This is a genomic window from Pseudomonas frederiksbergensis (assembly GCF_003732275.1).
In the GTDB taxonomy this organism is placed as follows: domain Bacteria; phylum Pseudomonadota; class Gammaproteobacteria; order Pseudomonadales; family Pseudomonadaceae; genus Aquipseudomonas; species Aquipseudomonas frederiksbergensis_H.
On the sequence record NZ_MOBM01000039.1, the window covers coordinates 249,562 to 270,685 of the forward strand.

The window sequence follows — 21,124 nt, forward strand, 5'->3', positions numbered from 1 at the left end:
AGAGAACTGCACTGATGGCCCTGGCAATTTTTGATCTGGACGAAACCCTGATCCACGGCGACTGCGCCACCCTCTGGAGCGAGCAAATGGGTCGACTGGGCTGGGTCGATCCCGAGTCGTTCATGCGTCAGAACAACGAACTGATGGACGCTTACAGCCACGGCAAGTTGCGGATGGAGGAGTACATGACCTTCAGTCTGGAACCGATGATCGGTCGCACGCCGGAAGAGCTCGAGCACTTGGTGGCACCGTGGGTGGAAGACTTCATCGAGCCGATCATCTTCAGCGACGCCACCAAAGCCATTGCCGCCCACCGCAAGGCCGGCGACCGGATTCTGGTGATCTCGGCCTCGGGCACGCATTTGGTCAAGCCGATTGCCGACCGTCTGGGCATCGACGAGATTCTCGGCATTGAGCTGGAACTGCTGCACGGGGTGTACAGCGGCAATACCGTTGGCACGTTGACCTACCGCGAAGGCAAGATCACCCGGTTGCTGGAATGGCTGGATGCCGAAGAGGAAAACCTGGAAGGCGCGAGTTTCTATTCCGACTCACGCAACGATTTGCCGCTGCTGCTGAAGGTGGATTTCCCACACGTGGTGAACCCGGATCCGGTGCTGCTCGAACACGCCGAAAAGGCCGGCTGGCCGATCCATATCTGGAAATAAAAGCAAAAGATCGCAGCCTCGCTTCGCTCGACAGCTCCTACAAATGGATTGCTTACACCTGTAGGAGCTGTCGAGCGAAGCGAGGCTGCGATCTTTTGGCTGCCAACCTGATTTCAGGTCAGGCTTTCATCAATCACCAACACCAACTTGCCCGACACCTTATTGGCCGCCAGTTCCGCAAACGCCGCTTCGGCATCCTTGATCGCAAACGTCTTGGCCAGTTGCGGGCTCAAACGCCCTTCGGCAAACAGCGGCCAGACATGCTGGCCAAGATCGCTGAACAAATCGGCCTTGAACTGCTCGTCGCGACTGCGCAGGGTCGAACCCAGCAGTTGCACGCGTTTGGCCAACACCTGCGCCAGATCCAGCTGCGCCTCACGACCGCCCATCAAGCCGATCAGCACCCAACGTCCATCGCGAGCCAGCAGTTTGAGGTTCAACGCTGCATAGTTGCCACCCACCGGGTCGAGGATTACGTCGAACGGCGCAAGATCATTCAAGCTATCCAGATCGCCATTGCGCACTACCCCGCCCTGCGCACCCAACGCTTCGCAGTAAGCCAGACGCTCGGCAGAACCGACGCTGACCCAGCACGGGTTACCAAACGCCTTGCACAGCTGAATGGCAGCTGAACCGATTCCACTCGCCCCGGCGTGCAGGAGAACTTTCTCACCCGGTTTGAGCGCAGCCAGTTGAAACAAATTCAGCCAAACGGTCGCATACACTTCCGGCAATGCTGCCGCCTCGGCCAGAGACAAACCTTCGGGAACCGGCAACACATGCCGTCCGTCGACAACTACCTCTTCGGCCATCCCGCCCCCGGCCAGCAAGGCGCAAACCCGATCACCCACTTGCCAGGATGAGCCCGGGCCGACCTCGCTGATCACCCCGGAACACTCAAGACCCAGTACTTGACTGGCCCCCGGCGGTGGCGGGTAAAGTCCTGCTTTCTGTAACAAATCGGCGCGATTGAGTCCTGCTGCCGCTACTCGGATGCGAACTTGTCCTACATCGCACGTAGGACTCGGCTCTTCAACCCACTCCACTCGCCCCTCAACGCCTTGCAATGCTTTCACAGTGCCTCCATAGTGAGTCTGGACTGAGCCCGAAGCTGTAGCGCCGGGCTTTTTGCATTATGCGACCGGTCCTTGTGGATCCGGCGACTTCAAAGACGGCCTAATATGCGTTATCAATTGTCCCCGCGTCGAATCAGCATGAAGCATCTGCTCCCCAGCACCGCCCTCGCTCTTGTCATTGGTCTCGGTCTTTTGCCGATGTCGAGCAATTCGTTCGCAGCCAACAGCTGGGACAAGCTTCAGCCCGATCGTGATGAAGTCATCGCCAGTCTGAACGTCGTCGAGTTGCTCAAGCGTCACCATTACAGCAAACCACCGCTCGACGATGCACGCTCCGCGATCATCTACGACAGCTATATCAAGCTGCTGGATCCATCGCGCAGCTACTTCATGGCCAGCGATATTGCCGAATTCGACAAATGGAAAACCCAGTTTGACGACTTCCTCAAAAGCGGCGACCTGAACGCCGGGTTCACCATCTACAAGCGCTACCTGGACCGCGTCAAGGCGCGTCTGGACTTTGCCCTTGCCGAGCTGAACAAAGGCGTCGACAAGATCGATTTCACCACCAAGGAAACCTTGCTGGTCGATCGAAAGGATGCCCCTTGGCTCAAGACCCCCGCAGAACTGGACGACCTGTGGCGCAAACGCGTCAAGGACGAAGTGCTGCGGATGAAGATCTCCGGCAAAGAGTCGAAGCAGATTCAGGAAACCTTGACCAAGCGTTACAAGAATCAGCTGACGCGTCTGGACCAGACCCGTGCGGAAGACATCTTCCAGGCATACATCAACACCTTTGCCATGTCCTACGACCCGCACACCAACTATCTGTCGCCGGATAACGCGGAAAACTTCGACATCAACATGAGCCTGTCCCTCGAGGGCATCGGCGCCGTGTTGCAGAGCGATAACGATCAAGTGAAAGTCGTGCGCCTGGTGCCTGCCGGCCCGGCCGACAAGACCAAGCAGGTTGCACCGGCCGACAAGATCATCGGCGTGGCCCAGGGCAACAAAGAGATGGTCGACGTGGTCGGCTGGCGCCTGGACGAAGTGGTCAAGCTGATTCGTGGGCCGAAAGGCACCGTGGTGCGCCTGGAAGTGATTCCGGCCAGCAATGCGCCGAACGACCAGACCACCAAGATCGTGCCGATCACCCGCGAAGCGGTGAAGCTCGAAGACCAGGCGGTGAAGAAGTCGGTCCTCAACCTCAAGCAGGATGGCAAGGACTACAAGCTCGGCGTCATCGAGATCCCGGCCTTCTACCTGGACTTCAAGGCCTTCCGTGCCGGCGATCCGGACTACAAGAGCACCACCCGCGACGTCAAGAAGCTGCTGACCGAGCTGCAGAAAGACAAGGTCGACGGCGTGGTCATCGATCTGCGCAACAACGGCGGCGGTTCCTTGCAGGAAGCCACAGAGCTGACCAGTCTGTTCATCGACAAAGGTCCGACCGTACTGGTGCGTAACGCCGACGGCCGGGTCGATGTACTGGAAGATGAAAACCCGGGCGCATTCTACAAAGGCCCGATGGCGTTGCTGGTCAACCGTTTGTCCGCCTCGGCTTCGGAGATTTTCGCCGGCGCCATGCAGGACTACCACCGCGCACTGATCATCGGCGGCCAGACCTTCGGTAAAGGCACCGTGCAGACCATTCAGCCGCTGAACCATGGCGAACTGAAACTGACCCTGGCCAAGTTCTACCGGGTTTCCGGCCAGAGCACCCAGCATCAGGGCGTGCTGCCGGACATCGACTACCCGTCGATCATCGACACCAAGGAAATCGGTGAAAGCGCCCTGCCGGAAGCCATGCCATGGGATACCATTCGTGCGGCCATCAAGCCTGCGCTTGACCCGTTCAAACCGTACATCACGCAGCTCAAGTCCGAGCATGACGTGCGCACGGCCAAGGACGCGGAGTTCGTGTTCATCCGCGACAAACTGGCCCTGGCGCAGAAGTTGATGAGCGAAAAAACCGTCAGCCTCAATGAGGCCGACCGTCGCGCACAACATGCCGATATCGAAGCCAAGCAGCTTGTCATGGAAAACATCCGTCGCAAGGCCAAGGGCGAAGAGCCGCTCAAAGAGTTGAAGAAAGAAGACGAGGATGCCATCGCGGCGGAGCAGGACAAGACCAAGCCAGAAGACGATGCCTACCTGAGCGAGACCGGGCGGATTCTGCTGGATTACTTGAAACTCAACACCGCGGTTGCCAAGCATTAAGTTATTACAACCAAAATGATGGCAATTTAATGCCAACGCTCCCCGGAGCGTCATCAAACAGTCATCATTCTGTCGTGAAATACAGGACTGGGCGTGCTCTTTAACGAGTGTACGCCCAGTCCTTTTTTTATCGCCAGAGAACGCCATGACCACGACCGAACAGCTGAGTGCCTTGAGCTCGATACTGACTCAAAGCGGTTTGCACAGCCTGTTCCAGCCAATCATTTCCCTCTCCGAACGATGCATCATCGGTTACGAAGCCCTCAGCCGTGGCCCCTCCAATAGTGCGCTGCACTCCCCCATCGCCCCCGTTTCAATGAACAGCAACTGCCCGGCAAACTCTTCCTCAATGTATCCCCGGAATCCCTGCTCGAAGCCGCCCACCAACCCGGACGCACTCTGCAACTGCTGCAGGATTTCGGCATACCACCGAGCCAGGTGGTGATCGAACTCACCGAACAGACACCGACCGACGATTTCCAGTTGCTGCAAACCGCCCTGCATCACTATCGCGCGATGGGTTTTTCCATTGCGCTGGATGATCTGGGTGCGGGCTATTCGAGCTTGCGGCTCTGGTCTGAATTGCGCCCGGATTACGTCAAGATCGATCGGCACTTTATCGACGGCATTCACCAGGACGCGCTCAAGCGTGAGTTCGTCGGCTCGATCCTGCAGATCGCCAAGGCTTCGCGGGCAAAAGTGATCGCCGAAGGCATCGAATTGCCGGAAGAACTGGCGGTATTGACCGAAATGGGCGTCGATCTGGTCCAGGGTTATCTGCTCTGCCGGCCCCAGGAGCACCCACCTCGCGATGCTCGAACCTTGATGCCCAAAAAAGACAGCACTGCGGTGGCTCTGAACGATGAAGTCAGTGACCTCAGTGCCCTGCTCAACGACCAACCGGCGGTGACCAACGACACCCCGACCGCCACCGTGCTGGAAGCCTTCCGCCGCCAGGCCAACCTGAACTCCCTGGCGGTGCTCGACGAACAGGGCCAGCCCTGCGGCATCGTCCACCGTCATTCGCTCTCGGATGCCCTGCTCAAGCCCTTTGCCACCGACCTGTTCGCCCGCAAGCCCATCAGCCGCTTGATGAGCGACGACTTCCTCGCCGTGGAGCTGAGCCAGTCGCTGCAACAGGTCAGCCGCCTGATCACCAGCCGCGCCCGTCAGCGCATCGAAGAAGACTTCATCATCACCCTCAACGGCGGCTATCTGGGGTTGGGCCGAGTGATCGACGTGCTCAAGCTGATTACCGAACTGAAAATCCAGCAAGCCCGCTACGCCAACCCGCTCACCCTGCTGCCGGGCAACGTACCGATCCAGCAGTGCCTGACACGGCTGCTGCAACAGGAACGGGAATCGGTGATCTGCTACGTGGACATCGACAGCTTCAAACCCTTCAACGACATCTACGGCTACGGTCGCGGGGATGAAGTCCTACTGTGCCTGGCGCAATGCCTGAACGATCGCGTCGACCCTTCCCGCGATTTCGTCGGCCATATCGGCGGCGATGACTTCCTGCTGGTACTCGGCCCGGAAGACTGGCGCAAGCGCCTGAATCAACTGCTGGATGACTTCCACAGCCAATGCCGACGCTTCTATCGTAGCGAACACCTGGAAGCCGGCTGCTTCATCGCTCCCAATCGCCAGGGCATAAGGCAAGAGTTTCCATTGCTGTCGCTGTCCATCGGCGTGGTGCATTTGCATCCACAGGCCTGCGGACAACTCGATGCGAGCCAGTTGGCGGAAATGGCATCACAGGCCAAGCATCACGCGAAGAATGTGCCGGGGTATAGCGTGCATGTGATTGATAGCTTGGCGGTGCCTGTCGTCGAAGAGGCACTGATCTCAGGTCATCGGTGATCTTTTGATCTTGCTCTTGTGGTGAGGGAGCTTGCTCCCGTTCGACTGCGCAGCAGTCGCCAAACCAAACACTGCGGTATGCCTGAAAAACCGGATGTCAGGTTTTGGGGCTGCTGCGCAGCCCAGCGGGAGCAAGCTCCCTCGCCACAAAAACCCGCGCGACGCTACTCCGAAGGCCGAGCCCGCAACCGTCGCCCAATCACATCCAGCACATCACACCCATCGCGCAGTGGAATGGCACAGAGCAAGGCAAAGTCGCTGAGTATCGTCGAATCACACTCGACTGAGCCGCGCATGGATAGGTTCTCAAGCACCTGGGTGACGGCACGAATTCGATAGCTGGCGGCGTCGGTCAAGATATCGAGTGGCGCGTGGGTATCGACGAACAGGGTGGGCATGTCGGTGCAGTTGCTGGTGAGCGCCATGAAGCGGCTTTTGGGGTGGGGAATTGGTTTTTCGTAGGGTGGATCAGGGGTAATTGCCGTCATTATTTGATTCCTAACGTATGGATTGGAGCCGCCAGAAATCACTTCCACGCAATAGGTGGCGGCTGTACGCAGGTGTGGAAGACCAGGACGTTAGGCACCTGGCGCACTCGAAAGCGCCCCGCGCACAGCCACCATAAAACACAGACGATAAAAAACGCCGAACTGGTGGCGCTTGATGCGCCTAACGATAGAAGGGCTTCCACGCCCTGTCACTGAATTTGCAGTGACAACCCCAAGACTATCGATGGAGCGCATCGCGCACCAGTTCATGCAAACAGCTACAACTTGAAGGAAATCTCCGATGGATCTGCCCGGCAATAAACGCGCGAGACTTTGCGGGGGATCGATCAGGAAAGAAGTCAGGAAAGGATGATGTTGATGTGGGGCGATTCGCTAATGATCACTCCATTAATCAACAAGCAGGTAAAAACGCAAACGTGGCGGAAGGTTTCCCTCACGCCACGTTCGTTTGTCAGACACACAATGGTTTAATCTGCAGAACCACGAGACGCCAATTCTTTCAATTTGATCTCAGCCAGCGGATGCCCGGCCTTCGCCGCCATTTCCCACCAGCGAGCGGCTTCAACCGGATCCGGCGCCTTGCTCGGCGTTCCCGCGAGGCTGATCACGCCAACCTGATAGGCCGCCTTGCCATCCCCCGCCAAAGCCGCCAGGCGCAGTAATCGCACCCCCTCCTCGCGTGCCCCAAGACCGACGCCGCGAAAGGTCAGAATGTGGCCGTAGAAGCTCTGGGCGCCGACATCACCCAGGTTCGCCATGCGGGCGAACTGGCCCTCAAGCCAACTCCAGCCTCGCGGCTGACGCACAAACCACGACCAGTGGAACAACCGGCGAGCCAGCCAGTAACTGGCCCGCGCCTTGAGTCGTAAAAACACTCAGGCTTCCGCCGACTCGGGGTACTCGTATTCGAACACCCGCACCACTTCCGAGGCATGCCAGGACGCGGCAGCCACGCCATCGGACGGGCCGGAAAAGCGCCCGAGGCGCTCGACACATTCGAAGAAGCCGGTGCGCGGCAAGCGGCTGGCGCCCTGGCTGATCACCAACGAGCTGCGCAACGGCTGCTCGGCTCTGGCATCCAGCGCCGCCAGGTGCTCAAGGGCTGCGGTCAAGGTTTGCATGGCCGGCGTGGGTAGCTGCAAACGCTCCAGCAACGCCCGATAAGTCAAAAGATGGCGCTGACGACGCGCCTGATCCAGCTCCCCCAACAATCCGTCCCAATGTTGACGACTGATGCGTACGCTCACGATTCATCCCTCCATCCTGGCACCGTCAATTCCCAGGCGAGGCTGCGGCGAATAGCAGCGTCGGGTTGACGCTCACCGCTTTCGATCAAGGCGAGATATGACGGGCTGATGCCTACCGTGCGGGCCAGCGCCTCAATGGCGATGCCCTTCCCTTCGCGCAAATTGCGTAGTTGATCCAGACCCGGAAGAATCTGGTCGGATGCCGCCGCGGGAGGCACTGTGGCGTCGCGCGGTGGTTGTTGCTTGATGCCTGCTGCTTTCAGTAGAGCCTGATACTGAGCCCATGGCAGAACCGCATATTCGGGTTCGCCTTCGCGTGTAATTATCTGAATATCCATGACTACCCCGTAGGACAACGACACTTAGCGAGTCGGCGCTTTTCCCTAGAAGTGTAATCCTAACAGCGGCCAAGGTCGCGGGGGTATGAATATGGATGATCCTGAATCGGTTCAGGTTTTTTTCGGGCCCTGAAGTTGCAGTTGTTCCGGGGTATCAGGCAGGCGTTCGACCACCGCGAGCTTTTCCGGCAGCTGACGCTTGCGCCAGGCACGGAAGGCGTTGAGTTCGTCATCGAGGACTTTCATCAACCAGGCCAGCACGGCAATGTCGTCGAGCATGCCGAATACCGGGATGAAATCCGGGATGGCATCCACCGGGCTCAGGAAATACATCAGGCCGGCCACCACCGAGACCATTGCTTTTGGGCTGATGGCCCGGTACTCGCCACGCCAGTAGGCCAGGCAGAGTGCCTGCAACAAACGCAGATCATCTTTGAGTTTACCCAGGCGATTGCCCTGGCTCGCGCCTTTGCTGGCAACAGCGAACAGCAGGGTCGGCAAACGACCACGGGCGAGCAGGCGTCCGGCCAGAGGCAGGAAACGAGCGAAATTCCAGGGCGTTTTCATTTGTTCCTCCCACTGAAATGTTATCCACACAAATTGTGGATAACCTTGTGAACAGAGCTGCATTTCATCGCTGAAAGCCCCGTTTCATAAGGGCCTGACTCAGATCGGGCGTTTTTTACTCACATAAAAAAACCCAAGATTTCATTGACTTGGCGCCTCGGCCCGTCTAGCTATGACGTCCTCACTGGCTATGACTCCAGCGTACCGCATCCGTTCGCTTTGTTTACCTCCCCTGAACCCCAGATGCAACAACGCCCCGCATAAGCGAGGCGTTGTTTTTCGAGCAGACGCTGATTACTTGGCGGCGTCTTGTTTTGCTGGATCCTTGATGGCCAGCAGTTCCAGGTCGAATACCAGCACCGAGTTGGCTGGAATCGCCGGGCTTGGGCTTTGGGCGCCGTAAGCCAGTTCGCTAGGGATGTACAGTTTGTACTTCTCGCCAACGTGCATCAGTTGCAGGCCTTCGACCCAACCCGGAATCACACCGCTGACCGGCAGATCGATCGGGCTGCCGCGCTCGACGGAACTGTCGAAAACGGTGCCGTTGGTCAATTTACCGGTGTAGTGAACAGTCACTACGTCGGTCGGCTTGGGCTGTGCGCCATCGGCCTTCTTGACCACTTCGTATTGCAAGCCGGAAGCCGTAGTGACGACGCCCGCTTTCTTGCCGTTTTCTTCAAGGAACTTCTTGCCGGCGGCTGCCGACTCTTCGCTCATCTTGGCCAAACGCTCTTCGGCACGCTTTTGCAGTGCGGCGAAGGCTTCGACCAATTCTTCATCTTTCAGCTTCTGTTCTTTCTTGCCGACGGCATCTTCGATGCCTTGGGCTACCGCTTTGGAATCCAGGTCATCCATGCCTTCCTGAGCCAGGCTTTTGCCCATGTTCAGGCCGATACCGTAGGAAGCTTTTTGCGCCGGGGTTTTCAGCTCTACGCTGGTCTGCGAATCACAACCCGCAAGTACCAGGCCAACCAGGGCCACCGCCGCCGCCAACCGATGCTGTTTCATGCTATTTCCTTGTTCATGCGCCTAAAGGGCAATCGAGTAAAGCCGCGAGCTTATCAGGCCGCCACGACCAATGGCTACCGGCATGAGAGCAGGAAACGTCTGATAAGTTCAGGTGTTTAAACGCATTTCGGCCATAGAACGATGAAGCTTCTGTCATTTGGCTCTTACAGACTCAAGGACCGGTTCCCACAGCCTCTGACGTAATGGCCTCTTGCCGCACTTCGTCAGCTGAGGCATAAGAGAGCTACAAATTGACAAGGATGTTTATCTTGCGCCTCATATTCCGCTTGCTGATTCTGATCGCAGTATTACTGGGGCTAGGCCTCGCCATAGTGCTGTATTACGTCGCCAACCCGAAATTGCCGGTTTGGTCACCGGCGCAACAGGTGAATTACCTGGAGCAATGGAGCGCCGCCGACCGCCAGGCTTACTACTTCACACCTCAAGGTACCCAGGTCAAAGGCTTGCGTTATGACTGGTTCAACGCCCTGGAATTGCCCTTCTCGCAAAAACGATTCGCCGCACCTGAATACCTCGCACGCTTTGGTTTTCTGATCGACCCGAGCCAGAAAGCCACGCCGAACAACCCCGGTAACCTGCCCGTCGGTTTTGCCCGTCATCAAAACCCCGGCAGCCAGGACGAGTTTCTGGACATCACCTGCGCCGCCTGCCACACCGGCGAATTGCGCTTCAATGGCCAGGCCGTACGCATCGACGGCGGCTCGGCCCAGCATGTGTTGCCATCCAGCGTTCCGACCCTGCGAGGCGGCAGCTTCGGCCAGGCACTGGTGGCCAGCCTCGCCTCGACTTACTACAACCCCTGGAAGTTCGAACGTTTCGCACGCAACGTTCTGGGTCAGGACTACGACGCACGGCATCAACAGCTACGCCAGGATTTTAAAGTCTCACTCGATACCTTCTTGAAAGTGGCCTGGAACGACACCCATCGCGGCCTCTACCCCACCGAAGAGGGCCCCGGCCGCACCGATGCCTTCGGGCGCATTGCCAACGCCAGCTTCGGCGACGCGATTTCACCCGCCAACTACCGTGTGGCCAACGCTCCGGTGGACTACCCGCAACTGTGGGACATGTGGACCTTCGACTGGGTGCAGTGGAACGGCTCGGCGCAGCAACCGATGGCCCGTAATATCGGAGAAGCCTTGGGTGTGGGCGCCACGCTGAATTTCTTCGACAGCAGCGGGCAGCCGCTCAAAGGCGACGACCGCTACCCGTCCAGCGTCCGGGTGCGCGATCTGCACCGGATCGAAGAAACCCTGCAACGACTCAAACCGCCCGCCTGGCCGGAAGCCCTGCTGGGCAACATCGACAAGCCACTGGCCGCAAAAGGCCGCGAACTGTTCGCGGAAAACTGCGCCGGGTGCCATGTACCCCGCGTCACTCAAAGCGACGGCAGACCGGTGCATCATCTGAAATTAGTGCCTGTGGAGGCGATTGGCACAGACCCCGGCGCCGCCAACAATATTGCTGATCATCGCTTCGATCTGACGGCCTTGCAGTGGGATCCGGCAGAGCTTGCGCAACTGGACGTACAACTGCATCCCAAACCCGCAGAACCATTGGATATGAGCCGGTTGTCAGTGGCCAAGGGGCTGGCTTACGTCACTGCTTTCGTGAGCAACCAGGCCTACCGCGAAGCCAACGTGACACCCGCAGAGCGCCCGAACTTGGACGGATTCGGCCTGCCGATCGGCGTTCAGGAATTGCGTAGCTACAAAGCCCGACCACTGGCGGGCGTCTGGGCCACGCCGCCGTTTCTGCACAACGGTTCGGTACCGAGCATTTATCAACTGCTCTCGCCCCAGGATGAACGCACGACCACGTTCTACAAGGGCACCTTCGAATACGACCCCAAACATTTGGGTTATCGCACCGAAGCCTTCACCAACGGTTTTGTGTTCGACACGCGCATCACCGGTAATCACAACAGCGGTCACGAGTTCCGCGCAGGTGAGCGCGGTAACGGCGTCATTGGTCGTCTGCTGCAACCGGAGGAACGCTGGGCGCTGCTGGAATACCTGAAAGTGTTGGGCGGCCCGATGGAGTCGCAATTGCCAGACCGCCGCCTCAGTCAAAAGGATTGACCCATGCTGATTACTCTCTGGTTGCGCCTGGGCGCCTTCCTCGGCAAAACCCTGCTGTGGTTACTGGGTCTGGGCTTGCTCGGCTGGGCGCTGATCATGGCCTGGTCCGCCTGGCAGCATCGCGGCCCGGTATCGGCCGAAGAACTGATTCCGGACGGCGAAGCGGCAATGACCCAGGACATCATCCAGACGGCCGTGCGTATCGTCGATCAACACCGTGAAAGTACCCGCTATCTGCGCGATGCCCATGCCAAGGCCCATGGCTGCGTGAAGGCCGAGGTTCAGGTGCTGCCGGATCTGGCAGCGGAATTACGTCAAGGCGTGTTCAGCGAACCCGGCAAAACCTGGCAAGCGACGATGCGGTTGTCCAATGGCAATGCGTATCCGCAGTTCGACAGCATCCGCGATGCCCGGGGCATGGCGATCAAACTGCTCGATGTGCCTGGTAAACAGTTGCTGAGTGACCGACAAGGGCGCAGCGAACAGGATTTCGTGATGTTCAACCATCCGAACTTCTTTGTCAGTGATGTCGCCGAGTATCGTCAGAATGTGGCCGCTCAGGCTGATGGCAAAAAGGTGACGGCGTTCTTCCCGGGTTGGGACCCGCGCACCTGGCAGGTTCGCCATCTGTTTATTGCACTGGCGACGCTCTCCCCCGCCCCGGCAAGCCCGACGCAGACCACTTACTTTTCGGTGTCGCCGTACAAGTTTGGTGAAGCCAATGCCAAATTCCGGGTGATACCGGATCCTGATAACTGCCCGGCCTACGTGCTGCCCACGCAAAATCAAAACCTGCCGAACTTTCTGCGCAGCGCGCTGAACCAGCAGCTGTCGACCGATCGGGTGCCGGCGTGTTTCGCCTTGCAGATCCAGCGCCAGGATGCGGGTAAATACATGCCGATCGAAGACACCAGCATCGAGTGGCGTGAACACGACGCGCCCTTCGAAACCGTGGCCAGGATCAAACTGCCCGCCCAGGATTTCGACAGGCCGGCGCTGAACCTGCAATGCGACAACCTGTCGTTCAACCCATGGTTCGGTCTTGAAGCCCATAGGCCGATTGGCGGGATCAACCGGTTGCGCAAAGCGGTGTACGAGGCCGTCAGCGACTACCGGCACAGCCGTAACGCAGAACAATAGGCAAGGCAGAAACGAAAAAAGCGACCCGAACAGGTCAATGCTGGTCAGGTGCAGAACCTGTGGGAGCGAGCCTGCTCGCGATGACGGCGGTGAATTCAGCATCAATGTTGGCTGACCCGCCGCTATCGCGAGCAGGCTCGCTCCCACAGGGGCTGCGGTGTTCAAGTCCTAACTGACGGGCGCTGCCCGAACAGGTCGCTTTTTTCAGTGAAGCCAGCACAAAGCCAAATCCCAGACAGCAAAAAGCCCGCATTAAGCGGGCTTTCTGTGGTGATCTGGCGTTCAGCGTTCCAGATACCGAATATGGCGCAGCGGACGGGACTCGAACCCGCGACCCCCGGCGTGACAGGCCGGTATTCTAACCGACTGAACTACCGCTGCGCGTAGCGTTGAAAGTAAGTGGTGGGTGATGACGGGATCGAACCGCCGACATTCTGCTTGTAAGGCAGACGCTCTCCCAGCTGAGCTAATCACCCTTTACCTTCGTTGCGGGGCGCATTGTGCCACAGATTTTCATAAAGTGTTGATTTAATTGATAAAAAATCAAAAAAATCTGAAAACCGGTAAAACGATACACCCTGCAGGAACTTCAGACAGAAAAAAACCCGCGTTAGCGGGCCTTTCCGTGGTGACCTGGCGTTCAGCGTTCCAGGTTACCGAATATGGCGCAGCGGACGGGACTCGAACCCGCGACCCCCGGCGTGACAGGCCGGTATTCTAACCGACTGAACTACCGCTGCGCGTAACACTAAAGCGAATGGTGGGTGATGACGGGATCGAACCGCCGACATTCTGCTTGTAAGGCAGACGCTCTCCCAGCTGAGCTAATCACCCTTCACTTTCGGTGTGGCGCGCATTCTACGGAGCGACCCAACCTCTGGCAAGCACTTTTTTAATTAATTTTCTCAGGCCTTCCAAAGGCTTAGAGAAGGGTTGGCCTATGGCACACGGAGGACAATAATGCCCCCCTTTGTATAAAGGAGAGACTCACCCCATGTGGTTCAAAAACCTGCTTATCTATCGCCTGACCCAAGATCTGCCTTTTGATGCCGAGGCGTTGGAAACTGCACTGGCCACCAAACTGGCGCGTCCATGTGCAAGCCAGGAGTTGACCACCTACGGTTTCGTCGCGCCATTCGGCAAGGGCGAAGACGCGCCGCTGGTGCACATCAGTGGCGACTTCCTGCTGATCGCCGCCCGTAAGGAAGAGCGCATTCTGCCGGGCAGCGTCGTACGCGACGCGGTGAAGGAAAAGGTCGAAGAGATCGAAGCCGAACAAATGCGCAAGGTCTACAAAAAGGAACGCGATCAGATCAAGGATGAAATCATCCAGGCCTTCCTGCCCCGCGCCTTTATTCGCCGCTCGTCGACCTTCGCCGCCATCGCGCCGAAACAGGGCCTGATCCTGGTTAACTCGGCTAGCCCGAAACGTGCCGAAGACCTGCTGTCCACTCTGCGTGAAGTGATCGGCTCGCTGCCAGTGCGTCCGCTGACGGTGAAGATGTCGCCGACCGCCACCATGACCGAATGGGTCACCACCCAGAAAGCCGCGAATGACTTCTTCGTGCTGGATGAGTGCGAGCTGCGCGACACCCACGAAGACGGCGGCATCGTGCGCTGCAAGCGTCAGGACCTGACCAGCGAAGAAATCCAGTTGCACCTGAGCACCGGCAAAGTGGTCACTCAACTGTCGCTGGCCTGGCAGGACAAACTGTCGTTCGTGCTCGACGACAAAATGGTGGTCAAGCGCCTGAAGTTCGAAGACCTGCTGCAAGATCAGGCGGAACAGGACGGTGGCGACGAAGCCCTGGGCCAACTGGATGCCAGCTTCACCCTGATGATGCTGACCTTCGGCGACTTCCTGCCGTCGATGGTTGAAGCGTTGGGTGGTGAAGAGACCCCGCAGGGTATTTAAAGTCGTGTGATGCCTACTGTGGGAGCGAGCCTGCTCGCGATAGCGGAGTTTCAGTCAACATCAATGTTGAATGTCAGTCCTCATCGCGAGCAGGCTCGCTCCCACATTGGTTTTGTGGTGCTACTTAACAATAAGGATCAGGCCATGCGCGCACTGGCTGCATTGAGTCGTTTTGTCGGCAACACTTTCGCTTACTGGGTACTGATTTTCGCCGTCGTGGCGTTTCTGCAGCCGGCCTGGTTCATCGGCTTGAAAGGCGCCATTGTGCCGCTGCTGGGGCTGGTGATGTTCGGCATGGGCCTGACCCTCAAGCTCGAAGACTTCGCCGAGGTCGCTCGCCATCCGTGGCGCGTGGCACTGGGCGTGGTCGCCCATTTCGTGATCATGCCCGGTGTGGCGTGGTTGCTCTGCCAGGTTTTCCACCTGCCACCGGAAATCGCCGTCGGCGTGATTCTGGTCGGCTGCTGCCCAAGCGGCACCTCGTCGAACGTGATGACCTGGCTGGCGCGTGGCGATCTGGCATTGTCGGTGGCCATTGCCGCCGTCACCACCCTCCTCGCTCCGCTGCTGACCCCGGCACTGATCTGGCTGCTGGCCTCGGCCTGGTTGCCGGTATCGTTCATGGAGCTGTTCTGGTCGATCCTGCAAGTCGTGCTGCTGCCGATCGTGCTCGGCGTGGTTGCCCAGCGGGTACTCGGTGATCGAGTGCGTCACGCGGTAGACGTGTTGCCACTGGTGTCGGTGGTGAGCATCGTGATCATCGTCACTGCCGTAGTGGCTGCCAGCCAGGCGAAGATTGCCGAATCCGGCCTGCTGATCATGGCCGTGGTGATGTTGCACAACAGCTTCGGTTACTTGCTGGGTTACTTCACCGGGCGCCTGTTCAACCTGCCACTGGCCCAGCGCAAATCCCTGGCACTGGAAGTAGGCATGCAGAACTCCGGCCTGGGCGCGGCCTTGGCCAGTGCGCACTTCTCGCCGTTGGCGGCGGTGCCCAGCGCGTTGTTCAGCGTCTGGCACAACATTTCCGGGGCGCTGCTCTCGACGTATTTCCGTCGTATGAGCGAGAAAGAAGATCGGCAAATCGCTGCTCAGCAGGCAGCGGATTAAGCCGCAAACTTGATCCTCGGATTAATGATGGGCACTCTATGGCGCAACGCGGGGACGACCTCGCGGCTAGATCGAATCATTAATCCGGGGACGACCCCATCCATCGATGGAGGTCTTTGATGTCCTGGATCATTCTGTTTTTCGCTGGCCTGTTCGAAGTCGGCTGGGCCGTCGGCCTGAAATACACCGACGGCTTCAGCCGCCCTCTTCCTACCGCACTGACCATTGCCGCCATGGCGATCAGCCTTGGCCTGCTGGGCCTTGCCATGAAGGAATTGCCGCTGGGCACGGCCTATGCGGTCTGGACCGGGGTGGGTGCAGTCGGAACGGTGATCGCCGGGATCATTTTGTTTGGTGAATCCATGGCGCTGTTTCGGCTGGCCAGTGTGGCGTTGATCATTGCCGGCTTGGTAGGGCTCAAGGTTAGCGCTTAGGCCACTACCGCTTTCGCGAGCAAGCCCGCTCCCACATTTGACCGCATTCCAATGTGGGAGCGGGCTTGCTCGCGAAGAGGCCCGCAAAGTCACCGACTATCTAACGGCCCCACGCAATTCCCCTACCAAGCCTTGCAATGTCGCCGGTTCAGCCACTTCAACGGCCACCGCCGGCCCCGCCACCAGGGTCACCCGCGACCACAGCCGACGAAACACGCCCTTGTCTGGATCGCGGCTGAAGAAACTCCCCCACAACCCCTGCAATGCCAGCGGAATCACCGGCACCGGTGTTTCTTCGAGAATCCGCGTCAGCCCTCCCTTGAATTCATTGATCTCGCCATCGGCCGTCAACTTGCCTTCTGGAAAAATGCACACCAGCTCACCGTCCTTCAGATACTGGGCGATGCGGGTGAAGGCTTTTTCGTAGATCTGAATGTCTTCCTGACGTCCGGCAATCGGAATCGTCCCCGCCGTGCGGAAGATGAAGTTCAGGACCGGCAGATTGTAGATTTTGTAATACATCACAAAGCGAATCGGCCGACGCACTGCGCCGCCAATCAGCAACGCATCGACGAACGACACATGGTTGCAAACCAGCAATGCCGCGCCTTCATCGGGAATCAGCTCCAGGTTGCGATGTTCGACGCGGTACATGGAATGGCCAAGCAGCCAGATCATGAAGCGCATGCTGAACTCGGGGACGATTTTGAAGATGTAAGCGTTGACGCCGATGTTCAGCAGCGACACCACCAGGAACAGCTGTGGGATCGACAGCTTGGCGAGGCTCAGCAAGACGATCGACACAATCGCCGAGACCACCATGAACAGGGCGTTAAGAATGTTGTTGGCGGCGATCACCCGCGCCCGTTCGTTCTCGACGGTGCGCGACTGGATCAGCGCATACAGCGGCACGATGTAGAAACCGCCGAAAATTCCGAGCCCGAGGATATCGATCAACACCAGCCAGGCGTGGCCAAACCCCAGGACTTCGATCCAGCCATGGCCGGCAACGCTGTCCGGAATTCCGCCGGAATGCCACCACAACAGCAAGCCAAACACCGTCAGACCGAATGAGCCGAACGGCACCAGACCGATCTCGACTTTGCGCCCGGAGAGTTTCTCGCAGAGCATCGAACCCAGTGCGATCCCGACCGAGAACACCGTAAGAATCAGCGTCACCACGGTCTCGTCGCCGTGCATCCATTCCTTGGCATAGGCCGGGATTTGCGTCAGATAAATCGCCCCGACAAACCAGAACCATGAGTTGCCGACGATCGAACGCGATACCGCAGGCGTTTGCCCGAGGCCCAGCTTCAAGGTGGCCCAGGACTGACTGAAAATGTTCCAGTTCAGGCGCATTTCCGGCGATGCCGCTACGGCCCGGGGAATGCTGCGGCTGGCCAGATAACCGAGCACGGCGATACCGATGATCGCTGCGGACACCACCGGCGCGTAGTTGCTGGAGGACATCATGATCCCGGCACCAATCGTCCCGGCGAGAATCGCCAGGAAGGTGCCCATTTCCACCAGACCGTTGCCGCCCACCAGCTCTTCTTCGCGCAAAGCCTGCGGCAGGATCGAGTACTTCACCGGCCCGAACAGCGCCGAGTGGGTGCCCATGGCAAACAGCGCCACCAGCATCAGCGACAGGTGATCGAACATGAAACCCACCGCACCCACCGTCATGATGACGATTTCCCCGAGCTTGATCAGACGGATCAGTGCGTCCTTGGCGAACTTTTCCCCGAATTGCCCGGCCAGGGCCGAGAACAGGAAGAACGGCAGGATAAACAGCAACGCACACAGATTGACCCAGATAGAGCGGTCACCTTCGATTGTCAGCTTGTACAAAATGGCGAGGATCAGCGACTGCTTGAAGATGTTGTCGTTGAAGGCCCCGAGGGACTGCGTGACAAAAAACGGTAAGAAGCGCCGAGTTCGAAGCAAGGTGAACTGTGAGGGGTGACTCATCTTCCATGTGTCCCTTTGGGTGGCGTGGATACTGTTATTGGAATGTAGAGCGTCGATCCAGGCCACAGATTACCTAATCTTTGCAGGTTATTTCTTTAATCCTGCAATGCACGGCGAGACAAATAGCTCACCTCGCCACGCCCCCTCCACCGTCCGTTTGGAAACAAGCAGCCACATCACCGCCAGCATTGCCACCAATACACAACCAAAGACACTGAAAAACGTCAGGTTCAAGGTGCTGGCCAGTTTCAGCGTAGCCAGTGAATAGACACCCAGCGGGAAAGTGAAGCCCCACCAGCCGAGGTTGAACGGGATACCGGCGCGCAAGTAACGCACGGTGATCAACAGCGCTATCAGCATCCACCAGAGCCCGAAGCCCCACAACGTGATGCCGGCCACCAAGCCAAGCCCAGCGGCGATCTCGCCAATACCCGACAGACCGTTGGCGGTAAAGATCGACGGCGCGTCGGCGCCCAACAGCAACATGCCCAATGCGCCGGTACCGATGGGACCGAGGGCCAGCCAGCTCGAGGCAGCCATGTTTTCGTGGGGCAATTTATGCAACGCCATGCGCAGTAACAGGATGGTCAGAATGCTGAATGCCACCGGCAGGGAAAACGCCCAGAGCACGTAGCTGGTCACCAATACCACCAGTTGTGAATGAGCATCGGCCAGGTGCGGCGCCAGCAAGCCACCGCTGGCAGCCGCCACTTCCGCCGCCACCACCGGCAACAGCCAGACGGCGGTCATCTGGTCGATGCTGTGCTCCTGCCGGGTGAACATCATGTAGGGAATCAATACGCCGCAGGCCAGCGACATCGCCACGTCCAGCCACCACAGCACTTCGGCGAGATGAATCACACCGTCACCCCAGCGCGGCAAACCGAATATCAGAAAGCCATTGATGATGGTCGCAAGGCCCATGGGAATGGTGCCGAAAAACATCGAAACCGTGGAATGGCCGAAAATCCGTCGCGCCTCGTCGAAGAACATGACCCAACGGGCGGCATACATGGCCGTGAACACCACAAACAAGGCGATGTTGAATAGCCACAGGCCTTCGGCAAACGCATGCAGACCGGGATTCGACACCGGCAATTGCGCAAGCGCCAGCGCCAATACACCGGTGCCCATAGTCGCCGCGAACCAGTTGGGGGTGAATTGGCGGATGGCCTCACGAGGATGCTGCAAATGACTGAGCGGTTTGATACCGGGTTTAACGCTATGGGTGCAGGTCATGGTGAACTCCTGTCCTCTTGTGAGGTGGAGCTCATGGTAGATCCGAATCGAATATCGATATAACCGGTAATATCTCTAACTGTTATCTGTTTTACAGATATAGCATCAGACGCTGCCTTCAGTCTCGATCACCAATATCCTCGCCACACCCAGCGGATGAGCCACATGCTCGGTGCCCACCGACGCATAAAAGATATCGCCGACTTCGAGTAGCGTTTCCTTTTCCAGGCCTTCTTCGCGATAACGCATCTGCACCTGTCCGTCGAGCACCACGAACACTTCCTGACCGTCGTTGATGTGCCATTTATAGGGCTGATCGGTCCAGTGCAAACGGGTAGTGATGCCGTTCATGTTGGCGATGTCCAGCGCCGCCCAGGCGCGGTCACCGGTGAAGGATTTGCTGCGGATGATCTTCATGGGTCGGTCCGTCGAAATGAAATGGCGGCTCAAAGGCTAACGGTCATCGAACATCGACGCCACAGACTTTGACAGTCTGCACACGCATCAACCCGACCAGCGCCCCAAGCGACAGAATGATCAGCACCGCGCCATAACCATCGGTGGTTGCCACCAGGCCAAAGGTCCGCGTCAGACCGCCAGCCAGCAACGACGGCAAGCAGAACGCCAGGTAACTGAGCGCATAAAACGCCGACATCAAACCCGCCCGCTCATGAGGCAAGGCCAGCGGCACGATGCTTCGCAAGGCACCCAGGAAACCCGCTCCAAAACCGCCGCCCGCCACCAGGGTACCGAAGAAAAACAACGGCAGGCTGGCACTGTGTACCGCCAGCAGAATCAGCGCAACGCCCGCAGGCAGCAGGCTCGCGCCCAACAGCAAGACTTTGTCGGCCGGCCGATTGCGTAAGGTGTAGATCATTAATGCACCGGTCACTGTCAACACGGCCACCGTAGCCCCACCAATCAGATTCGAGGTAGACCCAGTGGCGGTCCGCACCAGAGACGGCGCCAGGGAAGCGAAAAAACCACCGAGCGCCCAAACCGCCAGATCTATCGGCAGCACCCGCCACAGCATACGCCGCGCCTGAATCGGCACATGCAAGGTCGGGCGCAGCGAGGCCCAGGCACCCGATTGCCGTGTGACGCTTTCCGGCAGGCGCCAGACGTACAGCGCTTGCATCACAAACAGCGCGAACAGCACCCAATAGGTCAATTGCAGCGGCAGCGGCGCAAACTCGGCCAACACGCCGCAGCCCATGGCACCCAGCGCCATGCCCAGCAACGGCGCGACGCTGTTGACCATCGGCCCTTGCTGACGGTCGGTGTCCAGCAGCGCCGCACTTAAAACCGCGGTGGCCATGCCCGTGGCAAAACCCTGCAGGACCCGCGCACTGATCAGCCAGGCGACGCTGTCGGCGTTGATAAACAGCAACATCGCCAGCATGTTCAGCAATACGGCGGTAAAAATCACCGGTTTGCGCCCCAGATAATCCGAAAGCGAACCGACCGTGAGCAATGCCGCCAGCAAGCTGAGGGCGTAGACGCCGAAAATCAGGGTCAGGGTCGCTGCCGAGAACTGCAGGAGTTCTTGATACAAGTGATACAACGGCGTTGGCGCGGTGGAAGCGGCGAGAAAACTGAGTAAGGTGATCGCCAGAAACCACAGGCTGGAACGGTTTGACGTTAGACGGGACATAAGCACACTCCGCAAAAGCTAATTTTTTGCTTTTGCGGAGTGTGCTACTGGTAAACGCTT

At 58.4% G+C, this 21,124-nt stretch carries 18 protein-coding genes, 4 tRNA genes and 1 pseudogene; 8 read left to right on the top strand and 15 right to left on the bottom strand.

Annotation, left to right across the window (positions count from 1 at the left end; genetic code table 11):
• Positions 1–14 precede the first annotated feature (14 nt).
• Entirely contained in the window at positions 15–668 is a 654-nt protein-coding gene (locus BK662_RS27130; protein ID WP_123360114.1) for an HAD family hydrolase, read from the top strand.
• Positions 669–781: 113 nt separating this feature from the next.
• Here BK662_RS27130 and BK662_RS27135 read toward each other — a convergent pair whose 3' ends face one another.
• Entirely contained in the window at positions 782–1,744 is a 963-nt protein-coding gene (locus BK662_RS27135) for a zinc-binding dehydrogenase (RefSeq protein ID WP_123360115.1), read from the bottom strand.
• 138 nt (positions 1,745–1,882) lie between these two features.
• Between BK662_RS27135 and BK662_RS27140 the strand changes: the two genes are divergently transcribed.
• Together BK662_RS27140 and BK662_RS27145 are read left to right on the top strand one after the other, a co-directional pair.
• Entirely contained in the window at positions 1,883–3,964 is a 2,082-nt protein-coding gene (locus tag BK662_RS27140) for a carboxy terminal-processing peptidase (protein ID WP_185047193.1), read from the top strand.
• A 145-nt stretch (positions 3,965–4,109) separates the two neighbouring features.
• Positions 4,110–5,830, top strand: a pseudogene (locus BK662_RS27145) (bifunctional diguanylate cyclase/phosphodiesterase).
• A gap of 164 nt (positions 5,831–5,994) precedes the next feature.
• Here the strand turns inward: BK662_RS27145 and BK662_RS27150 are convergent.
• The 6 genes from BK662_RS27150 to bamJ form a co-directional block, all read right to left on the bottom strand.
• Entirely contained in the window at positions 5,995–6,318 is a 324-nt protein-coding gene (locus tag BK662_RS27150; RefSeq protein ID WP_123360117.1) for a hypothetical protein, read from the bottom strand.
• Positions 6,319–6,806: 488 nt separating this feature from the next.
• A complete protein-coding gene (locus BK662_RS27155) occupies positions 6,807–7,214 on the bottom strand; it encodes an SEL1-like repeat protein (protein WP_123360118.1) in 408 nt (135 codons plus the stop codon).
• Positions 7,215–7,586, bottom strand: a complete 372-nt coding sequence (locus BK662_RS27160; RefSeq protein ID WP_007898892.1) for a hypothetical protein — start codon at positions 7,584–7,586, stop codon at positions 7,215–7,217.
• Positions 7,583–7,924, bottom strand: a complete 342-nt coding sequence (locus BK662_RS27165) for a helix-turn-helix domain-containing protein (RefSeq protein ID WP_123360119.1) — start codon at positions 7,922–7,924, stop codon at positions 7,583–7,585. Before BK662_RS27165 ends, BK662_RS27160 begins: the two co-directional genes overlap by 4 nt.
• A gap of 111 nt (positions 7,925–8,035) precedes the next feature.
• Positions 8,036–8,491: a YkvA family protein gene (locus BK662_RS27170; RefSeq protein ID WP_123360120.1), complete on the bottom strand. Its 456-nt coding sequence runs from the start codon at positions 8,489–8,491 to the stop codon at positions 8,036–8,038.
• A 294-nt stretch (positions 8,492–8,785) separates the two neighbouring features.
• On the bottom strand, positions 8,786–9,499 hold the full coding sequence (bamJ, locus tag BK662_RS27175; protein WP_123360121.1) for a BamJ family beta-barrel-assembly machinery protein: 714 nt from the start codon (positions 9,497–9,499) through the stop codon (positions 8,786–8,788).
• Between the two features lie 269 nt (positions 9,500–9,768).
• Between bamJ and BK662_RS27180 the strand changes: the two genes are divergently transcribed.
• Both BK662_RS27180 and BK662_RS27185 read left to right on the top strand, forming a co-directional pair.
• Complete coding sequence (locus BK662_RS27180) at positions 9,769–11,601, top strand: di-heme-cytochrome C peroxidase (protein WP_123360122.1); 1,833 nt, start codon at positions 9,769–9,771, stop codon at positions 11,599–11,601.
• Positions 11,602–11,604: 3 nt separating this feature from the next.
• A complete protein-coding gene (locus tag BK662_RS27185; protein WP_123360123.1) occupies positions 11,605–12,741 on the top strand; it encodes a catalase family protein in 1,137 nt (378 codons plus the stop codon).
• Between the two features lie 304 nt (positions 12,742–13,045).
• On the opposite strand, the gene BK662_RS27190 is transcribed toward BK662_RS27185, so the two are convergent.
• From BK662_RS27190 to BK662_RS27205, 4 genes are all read right to left on the bottom strand, one after another.
• Positions 13,046–13,122 (bottom strand) — tRNA-Asp (locus tag BK662_RS27190).
• Between the two features lie 19 nt (positions 13,123–13,141).
• A tRNA-Val gene (locus BK662_RS27195) sits at positions 13,142–13,217 on the bottom strand.
• 187 nt (positions 13,218–13,404) lie between these two features.
• Positions 13,405–13,481, bottom strand: a tRNA-Asp gene (locus BK662_RS27200).
• A gap of 18 nt (positions 13,482–13,499) precedes the next feature.
• Positions 13,500–13,575 (bottom strand) — tRNA-Val (locus BK662_RS27205).
• A 160-nt stretch (positions 13,576–13,735) separates the two neighbouring features.
• Here BK662_RS27205 and rdgC point away from each other — a divergent pair.
• The 3 genes from rdgC to sugE all read left to right on the top strand — a co-directional run bounded on the left by rdgC (position 13,736) and on the right by sugE (position 16,200).
• Positions 13,736–14,656 (top strand): recombination-associated protein RdgC, encoded by a 921-nt coding sequence (gene rdgC, locus BK662_RS27210; RefSeq protein ID WP_052967943.1) that lies wholly within the window; start codon positions 13,736–13,738, stop codon positions 14,654–14,656.
• A gap of 144 nt (positions 14,657–14,800) precedes the next feature.
• Positions 14,801–15,766 (top strand): bile acid:sodium symporter family protein, encoded by a 966-nt coding sequence (locus BK662_RS27215; protein WP_123360124.1) that lies wholly within the window; start codon positions 14,801–14,803, stop codon positions 15,764–15,766.
• A gap of 119 nt (positions 15,767–15,885) precedes the next feature.
• Entirely contained in the window at positions 15,886–16,200 is a 315-nt protein-coding gene (gene sugE, locus BK662_RS27220) for a quaternary ammonium compound efflux SMR transporter SugE (protein WP_038979745.1), read from the top strand.
• Positions 16,201–16,296: 96 nt separating this feature from the next.
• On the opposite strand, the gene BK662_RS27225 is transcribed toward sugE, so the two are convergent.
• The 4 genes from BK662_RS27225 to BK662_RS27240 all read right to left on the bottom strand — a co-directional run bounded on the left by BK662_RS27225 (position 16,297) and on the right by BK662_RS27240 (position 21,064).
• Positions 16,297–18,171 (bottom strand): MFS transporter, encoded by a 1,875-nt coding sequence (locus tag BK662_RS27225; RefSeq protein WP_123360125.1) that lies wholly within the window; start codon positions 18,169–18,171, stop codon positions 16,297–16,299.
• A gap of 87 nt (positions 18,172–18,258) precedes the next feature.
• The gene (locus tag BK662_RS27230) at positions 18,259–19,410 is read right to left on the bottom strand and encodes a TDT family transporter (RefSeq protein ID WP_123360126.1); all 1,152 of its coding nucleotides are present in this window, start codon (positions 19,408–19,410) and stop codon (positions 18,259–18,261) included.
• A gap of 105 nt (positions 19,411–19,515) precedes the next feature.
• The gene (locus BK662_RS27235) at positions 19,516–19,827 is read right to left on the bottom strand and encodes a cupin domain-containing protein (protein WP_123360127.1); all 312 of its coding nucleotides are present in this window, start codon (positions 19,825–19,827) and stop codon (positions 19,516–19,518) included.
• 43 nt (positions 19,828–19,870) lie between these two features.
• Positions 19,871–21,064, bottom strand: a complete 1,194-nt coding sequence (locus BK662_RS27240) for an MFS transporter (RefSeq protein ID WP_123360128.1) — start codon at positions 21,062–21,064, stop codon at positions 19,871–19,873.
• Between the last annotated feature and the right edge of the window lie 60 nt (positions 21,065–21,124).

What these genes read in the sequence shown, in the direction of transcription:
- BK662_RS27130 (WP_123360114.1), top strand. Translation starts at nt 15, where the DNA reads ATGGCCCTGGCAATTTTTGATCTGGACGAAACCCTGATCCACGGCGAC.
- BK662_RS27140 (WP_185047193.1), top strand. Translation starts at nt 1,883, where the DNA reads ATGAAGCATCTGCTCCCCAGCACCGCCCTCGCTCTTGTCATTGGTCTC.
- BK662_RS27150 (WP_123360117.1), bottom strand. Translation starts at nt 6,318, where the DNA reads ATGACGGCAATTACCCCTGATCCACCCTACGAAAAACCAATTCCCCAC.
- BK662_RS27165 (WP_123360119.1), bottom strand. Translation starts at nt 7,924, where the DNA reads ATGGATATTCAGATAATTACACGCGAAGGCGAACCCGAATATGCGGTT.
- BK662_RS27170 (WP_123360120.1), bottom strand. Translation starts at nt 8,491, where the DNA reads ATGAAAACGCCCTGGAATTTCGCTCGTTTCCTGCCTCTGGCCGGACGC.
- bamJ (WP_123360121.1), bottom strand. Translation starts at nt 9,499, where the DNA reads ATGAAACAGCATCGGTTGGCGGCGGCGGTGGCCCTGGTTGGCCTGGTA.
- BK662_RS27185 (WP_123360123.1), top strand. Translation starts at nt 11,605, where the DNA reads ATGCTGATTACTCTCTGGTTGCGCCTGGGCGCCTTCCTCGGCAAAACC.
- rdgC (WP_052967943.1), top strand. Translation starts at nt 13,736, where the DNA reads ATGTGGTTCAAAAACCTGCTTATCTATCGCCTGACCCAAGATCTGCCT.
- BK662_RS27215 (WP_123360124.1), top strand. Translation starts at nt 14,801, where the DNA reads ATGCGCGCACTGGCTGCATTGAGTCGTTTTGTCGGCAACACTTTCGCT.
- sugE (WP_038979745.1), top strand. Translation starts at nt 15,886, where the DNA reads ATGTCCTGGATCATTCTGTTTTTCGCTGGCCTGTTCGAAGTCGGCTGG.
- BK662_RS27225 (WP_123360125.1), bottom strand. Translation starts at nt 18,171, where the DNA reads ATGAGTCACCCCTCACAGTTCACCTTGCTTCGAACTCGGCGCTTCTTA.
- BK662_RS27230 (WP_123360126.1), bottom strand. Translation starts at nt 19,410, where the DNA reads ATGACCTGCACCCATAGCGTTAAACCCGGTATCAAACCGCTCAGTCAT.
- BK662_RS27235 (WP_123360127.1), bottom strand. Translation starts at nt 19,827, where the DNA reads ATGAAGATCATCCGCAGCAAATCCTTCACCGGTGACCGCGCCTGGGCG.
- BK662_RS27240 (WP_123360128.1), bottom strand. Translation starts at nt 21,064, where the DNA reads ATGTCCCGTCTAACGTCAAACCGTTCCAGCCTGTGGTTTCTGGCGATC.